11 protein-coding genes are annotated in these 14224 nt (G+C 50.0%); 4 read left to right on the top strand and 7 right to left on the bottom strand.

The genetic code is table 11. The annotated features are described in order from the left end of the window. Positions 1-177 precede the first annotated feature (177 nt). The gene (locus tag BM412_RS31545; protein WP_091225644.1) at positions 178-1089 is read left to right on the top strand and encodes a helix-turn-helix domain-containing protein; all 912 of its coding nucleotides are present in this window, start codon (positions 178-180) and stop codon (positions 1087-1089) included. Positions 1090-1868: 779 nt separating this feature from the next. On the opposite strand, the gene BM412_RS31555 is transcribed toward BM412_RS31545, so the two are convergent. The 3 genes from BM412_RS31555 to BM412_RS31565 form a co-directional block, all read right to left on the bottom strand. Then, positions 1869-2027: a DUF3934 family protein gene (locus BM412_RS31555; RefSeq protein WP_091225646.1), complete on the bottom strand. Its 159-nt coding sequence runs from the start codon at positions 2025-2027 to the stop codon at positions 1869-1871. Between the two features lie 10 nt (positions 2028-2037). Continuing rightward, positions 2038-2460 (bottom strand): HEAT repeat domain-containing protein, encoded by a 423-nt coding sequence (locus tag BM412_RS31560; RefSeq protein WP_371264889.1) that lies wholly within the window; start codon positions 2458-2460, stop codon positions 2038-2040. Between the two features lie 65 nt (positions 2461-2525). Continuing rightward, entirely contained in the window at positions 2526-4817 is a 2292-nt protein-coding gene (locus tag BM412_RS31565) for an AraC family transcriptional regulator (protein WP_091225648.1), read from the bottom strand. A 240-nt stretch (positions 4818-5057) separates the two neighbouring features. On the opposite strand from BM412_RS31565, the gene BM412_RS31570 reads away from it, so the two are divergent. The 3 genes from BM412_RS31570 to BM412_RS31580 all read left to right on the top strand — a co-directional run bounded on the left by BM412_RS31570 (position 5058) and on the right by BM412_RS31580 (position 8561). Next, positions 5058-5984, top strand: a complete 927-nt coding sequence (locus BM412_RS31570) for an ABC transporter permease subunit (RefSeq protein ID WP_091225649.1) — start codon at positions 5058-5060, stop codon at positions 5982-5984. 26 nt (positions 5985-6010) lie between these two features. Continuing rightward, positions 6011-6895 carry a carbohydrate ABC transporter permease gene (locus tag BM412_RS31575; RefSeq protein WP_091225650.1) on the top strand — a complete coding sequence of 295 codons (885 nt, stop codon included), beginning with the start codon at positions 6011-6013 and terminating at the stop codon, positions 6893-6895. 64 nt (positions 6896-6959) lie between these two features. After that, a complete protein-coding gene (locus BM412_RS31580; protein ID WP_091225651.1) occupies positions 6960-8561 on the top strand; it encodes a DUF3502 domain-containing protein in 1602 nt (533 codons plus the stop codon). 390 nt (positions 8562-8951) lie between these two features. On the opposite strand, the gene BM412_RS31585 is transcribed toward BM412_RS31580, so the two are convergent. The 4 genes from BM412_RS31585 to kdpC all read right to left on the bottom strand — a co-directional run bounded on the left by BM412_RS31585 (position 8952) and on the right by kdpC (position 14213). Further along, complete coding sequence (locus BM412_RS31585) at positions 8952-9650, bottom strand: response regulator (protein ID WP_091225652.1); 699 nt, start codon at positions 9648-9650, stop codon at positions 8952-8954. Then, positions 9647-11179 (bottom strand): ATP-binding protein, encoded by a 1533-nt coding sequence (locus BM412_RS31590; RefSeq protein ID WP_256256687.1) that lies wholly within the window; start codon positions 11177-11179, stop codon positions 9647-9649. The genes BM412_RS31585 and BM412_RS31590 overlap by 4 nt, the downstream gene beginning before the upstream one ends. Positions 11180-11251: 72 nt before the next feature. Then, positions 11252-13573, bottom strand: a complete 2322-nt coding sequence (locus BM412_RS31595; protein ID WP_091225654.1) for a histidine kinase — start codon at positions 13571-13573, stop codon at positions 11252-11254. 79 nt (positions 13574-13652) lie between these two features. Continuing rightward, positions 13653-14213: a potassium-transporting ATPase subunit KdpC gene (kdpC, locus tag BM412_RS31600; RefSeq protein ID WP_091225655.1), complete on the bottom strand. Its 561-nt coding sequence runs from the start codon at positions 14211-14213 to the stop codon at positions 13653-13655. Positions 14214-14224 lie beyond the last annotated feature (11 nt).

Here is a 14224-nt window from a genome sequence, read left to right on the forward strand (position 1 = left end):
TGCCTCCTAAGTGATTTGTATTTTTCCTGTTTATTGCTTGAACCTGATCATTTATAATGAAACTGCCAACAATAATCAAAGTATAGTAGAAATTGCGCAAAAAATATTTAGCGGAAACAGATATAATTTGAACTTTTCCGAGATCATATCCGCTGATGAAGAGTGAGGTTCGTTCAGATGGAGCAGCTGCATGCAGAAGATCGTCATCAACTTGCTTACGCCCATTTTCGCGAGTGGTCGCCAAGCATCCATTATGCCAAATATCAGAGCCTTCCCCCCGGAAAACTGCCAAGACGAAGGCTTTACGACTATGAAATTCTATATGTCAGCCAAGGCGAAGCCGCGACGACGATTGGGGAAACGCGCTACGAATGGAAGGCCGGACAGCTAATCTACCTGCCGGCGGGGCTGTTCCATCAGAATGAGATCGTCTCCCAGCCAAACGCCCAATTTCTCGGCATCCACTTCGACTATTTTGATGAACTGGAGGTAGGCTCTGACGAGGATATGGTTGTGAATGAGGCGCATCCTCCGGCGGAGAAGTTTTGCCGCGAGGCTACGAATGAGACTTTCCCGCCACTGTCGGAGCAAATTATCTATACACCTTCCCTGCTCTGCGTGCAGCTCATGGAGCAATTGGTCGAGGAATTCACTGCGCGTCCCCCCGGATACGAGCTGGCTTGCAAGGCGCTGATGCTGAACATTTTGTCGCAGCTGCAGCGCTCGCGTTCCACGCTCCATCAGCGTGCGGCCGATACGGTGCACGGTCAGCGCCTCCTGTCGCTCATGAAGCAGATGGAGTCTTCGCTAGCTGAGGCGTGGAGCAACAAACGGTTAGCCGATTTGCTGCTCATGAATGAAGATCACGCTGCGAAGCTGTTCAAACAGGTCGCTGGACAGCCGCCGGGCGAGTTTTTGCGTTCGATTCGACATCGCGAAGCTCGCCGACTCCTCCGCGAAACCGACCTCTCCGTCGAAGAAGTCGGCGAACGCACAGGTTGCCCCGACATCCACTACTTCAGCCGGCAATTCCGCAAGCAGGAAGGGCTGTCGCCAAGCATGTACCGCAAGCTTTCGCGGGTGCTGTAGAGGGATGGAGGTATGTAGGGGCCGGCTTTCACTACCTATATCCTTACTAGGTAATGAACCTCCCCCTCACGGGATGCTGAGAGTACGATAATTGAACTCTCACCTCCAAAACCTCCTCGAAAAAAGGCTGAGAGTTCAGAAATGGAACTCTCAGTTTCCAAACTAACAAATCTAGACGGTGTTGGTTTGCGGGTGCTGGAGCAGGTGCAGGTGGCTCTTGTGCTGATGTTGGGTCGGGTTCGAAAACTGTTTGTGGGTTTGGTTTTGGATGCTGAGTCGGGGGCGGGTACTGGGGTTGGTTTTGGATTCCGAATCGGGTTCGAATGCTGAGTCGGGGGCCGGTACTGGTGGCGAGTTGGTTTTGAAGCCGGTTCGAGTTCGAATGCTCAGTAGGATGCTGGTGCGGGAGTTGGTTTTCGATACTGGTTCGGAGGAGGATGCTGGTTCTGTTCGGAAGCTCGGTCAGGGAACCACGATGGCGAGGCTAACGAATCGTACAGGGCTTATTTAGGCGAAATAGCCCCAAATTTTGTTCTAACGAATCGTAGGAGTCTTATTATAGGGAATTGGAGCGAAAACGAGCATTTTGATTCCAAATAAGACCTGTAGGATTCGTTAGAATTTCAATCCCCTCTATTTAGCTGAAATAAGACCTCTGGGATTCGTTAGAGCTACATCCACACCGGCGATGCCGCATTTTACAATGAGCTGCATTTCGCACAGAAAAAAGCTGCCCCAAAGTCGCATTCACGCGCCTCCGAGACAGCCTTCATTCCAAACTATGAACCGTTGGCACCGCCGGTGCCTTCGGGATTCTTGGTTCCTTTACTCTTGTACGGCTTGGGAGCGCTCTTCTTCCGATTCTCGGCAGCCTGCCAGCGGTTCCAGCCTTTCTTGCCCGTGCCGCGGCCTGTGCCGCCGCCTTTACTCTTGGTCATATCAACTAGCCTACCTTCTCGAAAGCGATGCCCACGTGCTCTCGAGCCACTGATCGAAATCCGCTTCTTTATCGCCTTCATAAATATCGTAAACGTCGGATCTCATCTTCTTCAGCTTCTCTTTGAACTCTTCGTAAGTGTGACCATCCGGCAAGCTCTTCTTGATCCGCACCAGAATTTTGTTCAGGCCTTTTACCAATTCGCCTGTCTTGCGTGCCGGCACTTCCACCTCTTCGCCAAGCTCCTTCAGCACACGCTGAGCGGCCGCTTGCACTTGATGCACCATATCGCTTTGCGCAATTCGCTTCAACAGCAGAGTAGCCTGCTCCTCGCCTAATTGTCCAAGCTCCTCAACAGCACGAAGGCGTTCACGCCAGTTCGACGTGCGGCCAGCTGCCTTCTTCAGTTCTTCATAACTAACGGGTTGTTCCATTACTTCTTCTTCGGTATGTTCCAATTTCGATCAAGCTCCCTCGATTAACTATTCTATACACGCTACTAGAATGATTCAGGAAAGTCAATGTTTGGCTTGTCGGAGTAGCCGGATTGCTTCGCATTCATGCGATATTGGCTTGGCGTTAAACCATAGACCTTCTTGAATTGAGTGAAGAAATGGCTCCGACTCGAGAATCCCGACTTTTCCATAACATCCGTTATCGTATCCGTAGACGTCGCAACCAGCTGACTGGCATAAGCGAGCCTCACATTATTAATGAAATCCGATACCGACACAAGCCTATGCTTCTTAAATAGTTTACCCAGATATGGCGGCGACAGATCAACCTCATCCGCAATATAGTCCAGCGATAACGCCGGATTCGCCAGCTCACGGTGCACAATGTGATTCACCATATCGAGCAGCTTCAAATACTTATTGTCTTTCTTCGCTTCGAGCTCCTGTGCCAAACGATCGAACAGCGCGGAGAAGTCCGCCATGATCTGCTCGATCGTTTCCATTTTCTGCAGCTTCATGAGATAGGCGTTAAAGTGAAAATCCACCTTCATCGCATGATTGGTCTCCAGCACTTCGATCGCATGACGAATGAGCAGCAAAATCCGGATAAACATCGAGCTCAGCGCCGAATAGCTGTATGCCGAAGCATCCTTGAGCATAGCGGACAGCGCATCCTTCGCCTCTTGAAAATGTCCCCGGATGAGCGCCTCCTTCAACTCATCGTCTTTCTCCTGCGACGATTTGAAATCTTCCGTTCGTACCGTAATAAACTCGCTGAAAATCATACTTTCATGACCGTAAATCAGCCGGTAATAGGACAGGTCGAGCGTCTTCAAATAATGAAAGTTCAGCTGGGAGAGGGTTTCGAACGGTTCGCTGAATGTCACGGATACGGCAAGGCGCAGAAACTGCTTCGTATGCTGCTGAATCTGCTGCATCCATTCCACAAGCAGCAGCTGCTCGGAAGGCGCATCAAGCGAATCCACATTCAGCAGCAGCATGACCTGATCCTCTTCCAGCTCCAAGCATTCATGAGCAGCCTTCTGCTGCATCAGCTCAGTAACAATATTGACGATGCCAAACTTTAATAAACTCCGGTCTCCTCTGCTGTACGTCTCACAGAAGTCAGAGAAGTGATCGATTTTGAACAGCACGATGAGAAAGGCCGCGGAAGGATCCAGCGAAATATCGTATTTGAGAAATTGCCGCCTTAGTTCGTCCGCGGATAACGGCCCTTTGGAATGCATGATTTTGCGCAGAAACTGCTGTTTCCGGTCATAAGACTCGCCCCGCTTCTCCATCTCCAGCTGGTTATATTTCTGAATGACGAGCGACATGGGGACAACCAGTCTTCGCGAGAAATAGAAGGTAAGCAGAATGCTGCCGACAATGAACAAGACGACGAACAGGTACGTCTTCTGTTTCATCCGTTCCACATCTTTGACGATGTCGTGATAGGGCGTAATGCTGACGAGATTCCAATCGAAGGCATCCGTGCTCGTATAGGTAATAAACGAATCGACGCCATCGACGTTCATGCGGAAATTACCGGCCTGCACCTTGGAAGCATTGATCCGCTGAATATAGGGCTTGTCAGACAAATTAGCCAGCAAGGGATGGGCCTGATCTGTCGATAGCAGCATGCCCGTGCTGTCGGTCACGAAGATTCGGCTGCCGCCGGCATCATTCTGCGAATGAATGCTTTGGCGAAGCCATTCCTCGGATATGTTCAGAATGATCGCTTCATTGACTTTGCCGCTTGCAACTTGGGAGTCAAAGAACAAATACGAATACACGTACATATCCTTGACGGCGCCTGTAGCGATGCCGGACATGATATTCGGGATTTTGCGCAGCACGATACTGTGCGAAGGGTGGTTCTTAATGTCATCGAGAATCGGGAAAATGCCTTGATCATCAAAGGTTGTACGGTCATAGATGAATTGCGCTCGGGGGACGGCATAGATTTGCTCACCGTTATAGATGTAGATCGATTGAAGAAACGGATAAATATTTTTGTAGGATTGCAGTTTGATTTGATACTTCATGGAATCATCTGAATCAATGTCTGTGTAGAGCAGGTCGGTAATGATGTCATCAAAGAATGCCGTTGTCGATACCGATCTGGCCGTTTGCTCAAGCGCGCTTACATTTCGGCTCGTATATTGAAGGTCCGCGAGCTGCTCGCGATAGACCTGTTTCAATGCAAAGTTCTCGAAATTTCGGCTTAATAAGGAGGATTGAACGAAGAGCAGCAGAACGGTACTGACCAGGAAGGGAAGCAGAATCGTCAGAAAGAGCTGAAACGGGTTCTTCAGAACAAATTTCTTGAACATTATGCATGCAACTCCTCTACTTCCAAGACTATCACATAACGTGAAAATGATTCAATTTGAATTGTATTTCACGCTCAAAAGCCTGATTTCAGAACAAAAAACGATTTTGAGAACTGCTCCATTCGTTCGAAAGTGAACTGAAATGGCATTTTAGAAATTGTCAGCTCCCCCTCTGTTCAACTATGATCAAATCAGTCCTTGAGAACGTTTACATTCTTGCCTGAAGGAGGTCCAGCATCAATGAACAAGCTTCCGTTCTTAGCTTCATCGCGCCATCTCAAGAAGAACCTGCAGCTGGCGCTGCTCGCACTGCCCGCCTTCCTCGTGATCTTCGTTTTCTCTTATCTTCCGATGGGCGGGATCTTCATTGCCTTCAAAAATATCAACTATACCGATGGTATTCTGCGGAGTCCTTGGGTCGGGATTGATAACATCAAGTTCTTCTTTACCTCCAGCGACGCTTGGATGGTCGTTCGAAACACGCTTCTATATAATAGCGTCTTTATTGCGGTTGGCACCTTCTTATCCGTCGTATTCGCCATCCTGCTCAATGAAGTCGTAAGCCGCAGATGGGTTAAGGCTTACCAGACGGTTTTCTTCTTCCCTTATTTCTTCTCCTGGATCATCGTAGCCTACATGGCCTACTCCTTCATCGGTCCGTACGGCGTGCTTACTATGATAACCGAGAAGCTGGGGTTTGAGGCATTCGACTTTTACTCCACGACATGGGTATGGCCCATCCTGTTAACCCTCATTAATATTTGGAAAGGGCTCGGCTATGTCAGTATTATTTTCTATGCGGGCATTCTGGGCATTTCGCAGGAATACTTCGAGGCAGCCGAGATCGACGGCGCTTCCAAACTTCAGATTATCCGTAACATTACGATACCGCTCATCATGCCGCTCATCACGATTATGACGCTGCTTTCCATCGGCAAAATATTTTACTCGGATTTCGGCTTGTTCTTCTTCGTCCCAAGAGAGGTCGGACAGCTGTTCCCGGTTACCCAAGTTATTGATACCTATGTGTTTCGGATGCTCAAAGTTTCGGGCGATATCGGCATGTCGTCGGCAGTCGGATTGTTCCAATCCATTATGGGCTTTATCGTCGTACTGGCGAGCAACTATGTCGTGAAGAAAATCGATGATGACAATAAATTATTTTAGAAGACGTCTGGAGATGAGATGAGCTTATGCCACAGAAGAAATGGAAGATTTCCCAGCTTCTTATCCATTTGATCTTTATTCTCTTTAGTCTATGTTGTATCCTGCCGCTCATCTCGATCTTGTCCATCTCCTTAAGTAACGAAGTGGACATCCTGAAGAACGGATATAGCTTAATTCCGCGCATGTTTGATTTGAAGGCCTATTCATACGTTCTCTATCGGCCCGTCCAGCTTCTCGGTGCATTCAAAGTATCCATAATGGTCAGCTTCATCGGCACCTTTCTCGCTGTCTTGTTCATGGCAGGCATCTCGTATACGCTCTCCCGTCAAGACTTCAAATTCAAGAACAGCCTCAGCTTCTATGTCTTCTTCACCCTGCTGTTCAACGGCGGCTTGGTGCCAACCTACATCTTGATCAGCAATTACCTCCATTTGAAAAATACGATCTGGGTGCTCATCCTTCCATACTTGGCCGTACCTTGGTTTATCCTGCTGCTTCGTTCCTTCATGCAGAAGATCCCATTCAATATTATCGAGTCCTGCATGATCGATGGAGCGAGCGAATTCCGAATCTTCTTCCAGATCGTCATTCCGCTGGCCAAACCCGGTTTAGCGACGGTCTCCTTATTCACGATGCTGCTGTACTGGAACGATTGGTGGCTCAGCTTGCTCTATATCGAGAATGAACACCTTGTTCCGCTTCAATATATGCTTTATCGCATGATGAACAACATTGCTTACCTCACCAGTTCGACCAACATGATGCCGCCTAGCATGAAGAATGCCGAGCTCCCTTCGGAATCCGCGCGGATGGCGATGGCGATTTTGGCAGCAGGACCGATGCTGGCCGTCTTCCCGTTCTTCCAGAAGTATTTTGTCAAAGGGCTTACCGTAGGCGCAGTGAAGGGATAGCTTAAACATGGATCACTGATCCAATTTAAGATAGCAACGCCAATACAAAAAGGGAGGATTCACAATGCAACGAGCAAGAGCATTCCGATTGTCCAAGTTTGGCCTTCTATGCACGATTATGCTTCTTGTATTCAGCATGCTGGCTGTCGCGTGCGGCAACAACTCCACGAACAACGGAGCGAACACGAACACAAGCAAGGCCGACAATACAGCGACGAATGAATCTTCAAATGCTGCTGCCACCGACAACACTGCTGCTACAAATACGAATACAACGGCAGATCTGCCTGAAGCGAAGCTGACATGGTACTTCCCGGGGAACTTCCCGCAGCCTCAACAAGATAAGATTTTCGCAGAAGTGAATAAGGTGATTAAAGAGAAAATCAATGCGACCGTTGATTTCAAAGCGATTCCGTTTGGTGATTATGATCAGAAAATGCAAGTCGTGATTGCCTCCGGCGAGCCTTATGACATTACGTTCACGGCCGGCTGGATCAACAACTATACGCAAAACGTCGCCAAAGGCGCATTCCTCCCACTCGATGACCTGCTGGCGAAGTACGCACCGAAAACGTTGGCCTCCATGCCTGCTTCCTTCTGGGATGCAACGAAAATCAAAGGGCAAATCTACGGCTTCGTCAATCAGCAAATCTCTGCAAGAACGCCGGCCGTTGCCGTTCCAAAAGCACTCATCGATAAATACGGCCTGGACATGAATGCGATCAGCGGCAAAATCAACGAAAACAGCCTAGACCTGCTCTTGCCGTTCATTGAAGCCGTGCAGAAGGATAATCCTCAGAAATACCCGGTTATCGGGATTGATCCGGACTTCTTCAACATGGAAGCTATCGTTGGCTTCAATGTTCCCGGCGTAGTGATGTTCGGCGACGATACCCTCAAAGTTATCAATCAGTTCGAATCCGATGGATATAAGAAATTCGCAGCTACACTTAGAGACTGGAGTGCAAAAGGCATTCTACACTCCAAAGAGCGGATCTCCAAGAAAACGGATGACTGGACAGACGGCAAAGCAGGCAAATGGGTACTGAACATCGGCGGCGCATTCAAGCCGGGCGGTGCGAACCTTGACTCCGCGCTTGGCGGAGAGCCATACCTTGAAGTTCCTGCCGGCACGGCGCATTTGACGACAGGCGGAATCACGGCAACGATGCAAGCGATCAACCGCAATTCGAAAAATCCGGAAAGAGCCATGATGCTGCTTGAATTGCTCAACACGGACAAAGATCTGTATAACCTCTTGAACTTCGGTATTAAAGGCGAGCAATACGATTTCGATGCTGACGGCCTGATGATTCCGGGTCCTACGCAAGCCGACTACAACCCGCAGGTGCCTTGGATGTTCGCGTCCAACTTCTTGGCTAACGTAGAGAAAGGCATGCCTGTAGATGTATGGGAGCAAACGAAGAAAGTAAACGCGGAAGCTGAGCCTTCCTTGCTGCTGGGCTTCACGTTCGATGCCGAGCCAGTAAAAGGCGAGATCGCGAAAGCCTCTGCCGTAAATGACGAGTACTCACGTGCCATTACGTTGGGCGTTACGTCGGAAGAGAAGTACAACGAGTTCGTGGCGAAAATGAAAGATGCCGGCGCGGACAAAATCATTGCGGAAATGCAGAAGCAAATCGATGCTTGGAAAGCAGCGAAGTAATTCAATACCCTTGTAGGGGACTCTCTCAAAAGTGCGCTTCGGCGGCTTTTGAGAGAGTCCTTTTTTGGGCCAGCCCCATGTAGATCTCCAGGTGAGCTACATTTTCTCTATTTACCAAAATTCAACACATGTAGCTCCCTAGATGAGAATCTTTCTTTCAATTTTCCGAATTCTGATCCATGTAGATCTCCAGACGAACTCTTCGAATTCTTCCCTCAATCAATGTGTTGCTCTGGGAGCCACTCTTCCTCTGAATTCACTCTACTGCTGCCAATGTGTTGCTCTGAGAGCCACTCATTATCTGAATCCACCATATTTCCATCAATGTGTTGCTCTGAGAGCCACTCTTCCCTCTCGTAGCCCGGGGCACTTCCGAGCCCCCCCTGCTTCTCAATCCTGCAGCAAGAACCGATATCCAATACCCGGCTCGGTCTCAATGAATACCGGTCTCGTCGGATCCTCTTCCAGCTTCTTGCGTAAATGGCCAATATAGATGCGCAAATAATGGCTGTCCGTCTCGTGGTGATGACCGCCCCAGACCTGTTGAAGCAACTGGCGCTGCGTGATGACTTTGCCCGCATTCGAGGCTAATACTTTCAAGAGATCATATTCCGTCGGCGTCAGTTTCACTCGATTGCCGTCCAGCTCAACGACCCGCTGCGCCAAATCAATCATAAGCCGGCCGAACTGAAGAACCGGTTCATCGGCAGATTTGGCTGCATGACGAAGCGCAACGCGTATTCTCGCAAGCAGCTCTCCCATGCCAAACGGCTTGGTGACGTAATCGTCCGCTCCGCCGTCGAGCGCCGCAATCTTATCGTCTTCTCGATCCTTGGCCGTCAATACGATGACCGGTATACGCGACCACTCGCGAACGCGGCGCAGCACCTCCATGCCGGAAATATCCGGCAACCCAAGATCGAGCACGATAAGGTCGGGATGGATAATGCTCGCTTGATATACGCCGTCTTCTCCCGTTGCTGCCGTATGAATATCAAAGTGATGCGCTTGTAAGGAAACTTGAAGCAGCTTGCGAATTTGAGGCTCGTCATCAATGATCAAGATACGTGCTCCGGTTGTTGTCGTCATATCAGTTCGTTATCCCCTTCCGGAGTCATTTGTTCGAGAAAGCTCTGGTCTCCAAGCGGCAGCGCAATTTGGATAACGGTACCTTCGGGAAGGTTAGGCTCCGCCGTAATCATTCCCCCATGCGCTTCTATGATCCCTTTGCAGATCGCTAATCCAAGTCCCGTTCCGGGCACATGCTTGGTCGTGCTGCCACGGTAAAATTTATCGAATATCTGCTCAAGCTCGGCGGCAGGAATGCCCAAACCGGAATCGGCTACGCTAATCCTAACATGCGTTTCATCCTGCCTCACGGAAATCACGATGGTGCTCTCATCCGGTGAATACTTAATGGCATTGCTGACCACGTTAACCAGCACTTGCTCAAGCAGCACTTCATCGCCAAGCACGATCGAAATTCGCTCCGGCAGGTTCACCCGTATTTCGCGATTGCGCTGAAAGTCCTTCACTTGGGACAAGACAACGCCGATAATGTCTCCGACGTCGCACCAGTTTTTACGCAGCCGGAGCATGCCGCTTTCCAATTGGACCATGCCAAGCAGGTTCGTAACGAGCCGATTCATGCGCAAAGCGCCGTCTCTAATGGTGGCAAGCAATTCCCGCCGGTCCTCGGAAGAAAACATTTGGTCCCCTTCGATGAGCCCTGTTGCTGACCCGATAATCGTTGCGAGCGGTGTCCGCAATTCATGGGAAACGGAGTCCAGCAAGGCCGTTCGAAGGCGCTCGGACTCCGCCGTCAAATGGGCAAGCTTCGCTTCTTCGCCTAACTTCACCCTTGCAATTGCACTCGCTGCGAGCCCGGCGAAGGCCTCTAGCAGCCTTTTATTTTCCATTGATAGCGTAGTCGGCCTTTCGTCGCTCACGAGATTCACGGCCAATACGCCGTACACCCGCTCCTCCGTGACCAGCGGCACATACAAGCCGGGAAATTCTCTTAATGTGCCTGAACCCCGTCCTGCCATCTCCCCGTGTGCGTACACCCATTTGGCGATAGCCGTCTCCGATTCTCCCATGCCCCAGTCCCCGCCGCTTGCGGAAGAAGCGGCTAATGTAAGCTCATCTTGGCCATCAGGCAAATAGAGCGCCACCTGCGAATGGATGGTGGTCGAAACTTGGCGGCAAACGTTCTCGAGCAGCGATCGAATGTCCGCAATAGCCGTCATTTCTCGACTTAGTGTGTAGAGCGATGCCGTGTGGGCTTCTCTTTGCTTTGCCAGATTCAGCTGGTGTTTGAGCCTCGCAGCCAGGCTAGCCGTTAGCGCGGCAACCGCAAGGTAGACGACAAAGGAAATGAGATAACGCAAATCCGCTACCGTAAAGCTGAGAAAAGGCGGGACAAAGAAAAAATCAAAGGCAAGCACGCCTAAAGCCGCAGCATAAAACGAAGGGGCAAGTCCCCAATATACCGCGCTGAACAATACGGGAAATAAATAGATAAGTGCAATGTTAACCATATCGAAGGCCAGCTCAAAAGCATGGAGCACGATGGTTAACAAGGTGACGCATAAGGTAACCCAAACGTAAGGCTTCATCGAAAAAGCTCTGATTTTCAAGGCTAAATTCATTCTCATCACATCCTGTAGATCACGACTATAGGCCATTAGTTATTGGGTTTGAGCATCAAAGTCTGCCACAATCAATACATCCATATGCCTGGTAAGCCGAATTAGCTGATTGACGACGGAACCCTTCCAAATCGCTTCCCAGAAAGATATCTTCGGTTGACCAATGACCAGCTGCGTCGCTTCAACCTCATCCGCTTTGGCAGCTAAGACAACGGCGATTTGTCGGTTCTGATGCTCTTCATGGATAATAAACTTCCCGCCCAATCGTTCGGTCAATTTCTCCAATGCAGCCAGCCGTTTCTTCAGTTCATCCGAACAGCTGCCTCCTACTTGGACATAATTGACATACCATGCGGCTTTAAGCCGATACGCCGTGCGGAAGCCGCGCCGTATCAAACGTTCGGCATGCGGCGTACTGTTGACGCAGATAAAGATCACTTCTTTCCTTCTCCACGGACCGCGCAGCGAACTCTTCCGCTCGAACGACTCCAATCGCTCATCGACATCGTCGGCGATTTCGCGAAGGGCCAGCTCCCGCAACGCAATCAGGTTCCCTGTTTTGAAGAAGTTATTAAGCGCCTGATCGACTTTCGTCATCGCATAGACTTTGCCTTCCCGCATCCGATGCTGGAGCGCTTCCGGAGCAACATCAATGAGCTGCACCTCATCGGCCAAATGAAGAATACTATCGGGTACCGTTTCCCGGACACGAACTCCGGTAATTTGTTCGACAGCATCATTCAAACTCTCCAGATGCTGCACATTAACCGTTGAAATAACCGAAATGCCGGCATCCAATATTTCCAGCACATCTTCATATCTTTTCTTGTATTTGCTTCCGGGCACATTTGTATGGGCAAGCTCATCGACCAAAACAACCTCGGGACATCTTCGGATAATCTCATCGGTATCCATTTCTTCGAGGGTGATCCCTTGATATACCATACGCTTTCGGTCAATGACATTCAAGCTGCCGATCTGCTCGATCGTTTCTGCTCGGTTATGGGTTTCCAGCAGTCCAACCTGGACATCGATGCCCTTCTTCAGATGGTCGTTCCCTTCTCGCAGCATCATATACGTTTTGCCCACTCCGGGAGCAGCGCCGATATACACTTTAAATTTGCCCCGTCTGATCTGGTCGATTTTCTCCGATACTTCCTGCTCGCTGAGTCTTTTATATTTCTGCTGCTCCGTGGCAGCTGTCATTTGCGCCGGGAGAATCCGTTCCCCCTCGTTAGCCGTTGAATCGGCGACTAGAAACAGATCGATATTTTTCGTGATTTTGAGAAGCTCACTAATAATGGACCCTTGCCAAAATTCCTGCCACCGCGTTTGCTTCGAGTGCCCCATGACGATGCGGGTCACATTATGCTGGGTCGCATAATTCACCAGCGTCCTCGGAATGCGCCTTCGCTTGGGGAACGGCAGCTCTTCAAACTTACCGTCCACTTTCTCTACAAGCTTGATCGTACTCCTCCGAAAGGTTGCTTCTTCTTTCGATAAAGGCTTCTTTAATTTGCGAAACGTAATCACGACCAAGTCGCCGTTTAGTCGCTTGGCTATTTGCTGTCCTCGCCTGACATAGATCGATCCGTTCCAGTGGTACTGCGTCGTGACAAGGATGCGCTCCGCTGCGCCGGACGGACCGATCAGCCCCATTTCTTCGCGATGCGATTTCAAGGATTCATTCACATCCTCCGCAACGAGCCGAAGCGCCAGTTCGCGAAGCACGCCTAAATTGCCTCGTTTAAATACCGTTGCATCCTTATTCCCTTTCAGATGTCCTTCTGCCATTCGATTTAATACCGTTTCCGGGGTGACGTCTATCAGCCTCACTTCATCGGCCAATTCAAGCGTATCCGCGGGAACCGTACACGACGCTTCAATCCCCGTAAGCTTATGCGCGATTTCCGTGTAGCCCTCAAGCTCGTATACGTTAACCGTCGTAATTACGCTAATCGCATGCGAGAGCAGAAATTTGATATCCTCCAGCCGGGTAGGAAAACGGGCATCCGGACGATTTCGGTGAGCAAGGCCGTCTACGAGAACGACTTCCGGATTTCGCTCCAGCAGCGCATCGAGATTCAAATCCTTGAACTCAGCGCCGTCTTTAAACCAATGAATGCTAGGAACCCGCTCCAGATCGCCTAGCTGCTCTACCGTCTCGGGTCGCTGCAGCGTCGACACCGCGCAGATGACCACATCAATGCCTTGCTGCTTCAAGGTCTGTCCTTCGCGCAGCATGTGATAGGTTTTTCCCGAGCCGCTAACAGGACCGATGTAGATCTTCAACGTGCCGCGGTGGAGCTTCGAGATGGAGTGCAAAATATCTTCCGGCGTTTTGCGTTTAAAGCTTTCCACTGGCGATTTCCCCTCTATATGAAAGATGGATAAAACCGAGAAAGCCACCCCCATAGAAATGGAGGCGGCCGCTTGATTATTACTTCACTTGCTTCAACAGTTCCATATTGATCTCCGTTACATTCACGCGCGGTTCTCCGAAAATGCCAAGCTGGCGACTTGTCGTATTGGCATCCACGAGTTCATTAAGCTCCTGCTCCGAAATCCCCGTCTCTTTGCTAATTCTCGGCACTTGCGCCTTGGCTGCTTCCGGAGACAAATCCGGATCAAAGCCGGAGCCCGAGATGGTGACCAGATCGGCAGGGATGTCCGTCAAATTCGGATTATCCTTCCGGAGCGCGTCGATTTGCTCTTTCATTGCCTTCACATATTCGGGATAGGCAATTGCCATATTCGAGCCGGCCGTAGCTGTTGGATCGTATTTTGCATTCGAGGCTCGCGGATGGAACAATTTAGATGATTGGAAATCCTGGGCCAGAAGCTCCGAGCCTACAACCTTGCCGTTCACTTCAATTAAGCTGCCTTCGGCTTGTTTCGGGAATAACGCCCCCGCTACACCGGTCGTGACTAAAGGATAAATGAGTCCGCAAAGCAGCATCAGCACTACGGACAATCGTATCGCGGTCAGTGTCATCTTCATATGATTATCTC

This window comes from Paenibacillus sp. BC26 (genome assembly GCF_900116125.1).
Classification (GTDB): Bacteria; Bacillota; Bacilli; order Paenibacillales; family Paenibacillaceae; genus Paenibacillus_Z; species Paenibacillus_Z lignilyticus.

What these genes read in the sequence shown, in the direction of transcription:
- BM412_RS31575 (WP_091225650.1), top strand. Translation starts at nt 6,011, where the DNA reads ATGCCACAGAAGAAATGGAAGATTTCCCAGCTTCTTATCCATTTGATC.
- BM412_RS31580 (WP_091225651.1), top strand. Translation starts at nt 6,960, where the DNA reads ATGCAACGAGCAAGAGCATTCCGATTGTCCAAGTTTGGCCTTCTATGC.
- BM412_RS31565 (WP_091225648.1), bottom strand. Translation starts at nt 4,817, where the DNA reads ATGTTCAAGAAATTTGTTCTGAAGAACCCGTTTCAGCTCTTTCTGACG.
- kdpC (WP_091225655.1), bottom strand. Translation starts at nt 14,213, where the DNA reads ATGAAGATGACACTGACCGCGATACGATTGTCCGTAGTGCTGATGCTG.
- BM412_RS31570 (WP_091225649.1), top strand. Translation starts at nt 5,058, where the DNA reads ATGAACAAGCTTCCGTTCTTAGCTTCATCGCGCCATCTCAAGAAGAAC.
- BM412_RS31555 (WP_091225646.1), bottom strand. Translation starts at nt 2,027, where the DNA reads ATGACCAAGAGTAAAGGCGGCGGCACAGGCCGCGGCACGGGCAAGAAA.
- BM412_RS31545 (WP_091225644.1), top strand. Translation starts at nt 178, where the DNA reads ATGGAGCAGCTGCATGCAGAAGATCGTCATCAACTTGCTTACGCCCAT.
- BM412_RS31590 (WP_256256687.1), bottom strand. Translation starts at nt 11,179, where the DNA reads ATGAAGCCTTACGTTTGGGTTACCTTATGCGTCACCTTGTTAACCATC.
- BM412_RS31560 (WP_371264889.1), bottom strand. Translation starts at nt 2,460, where the DNA reads ATGGAACAACCCGTTAGTTATGAAGAACTGAAGAAGGCAGCTGGCCGC.
- BM412_RS31585 (WP_091225652.1), bottom strand. Translation starts at nt 9,650, where the DNA reads ATGACGACAACAACCGGAGCACGTATCTTGATCATTGATGACGAGCCT.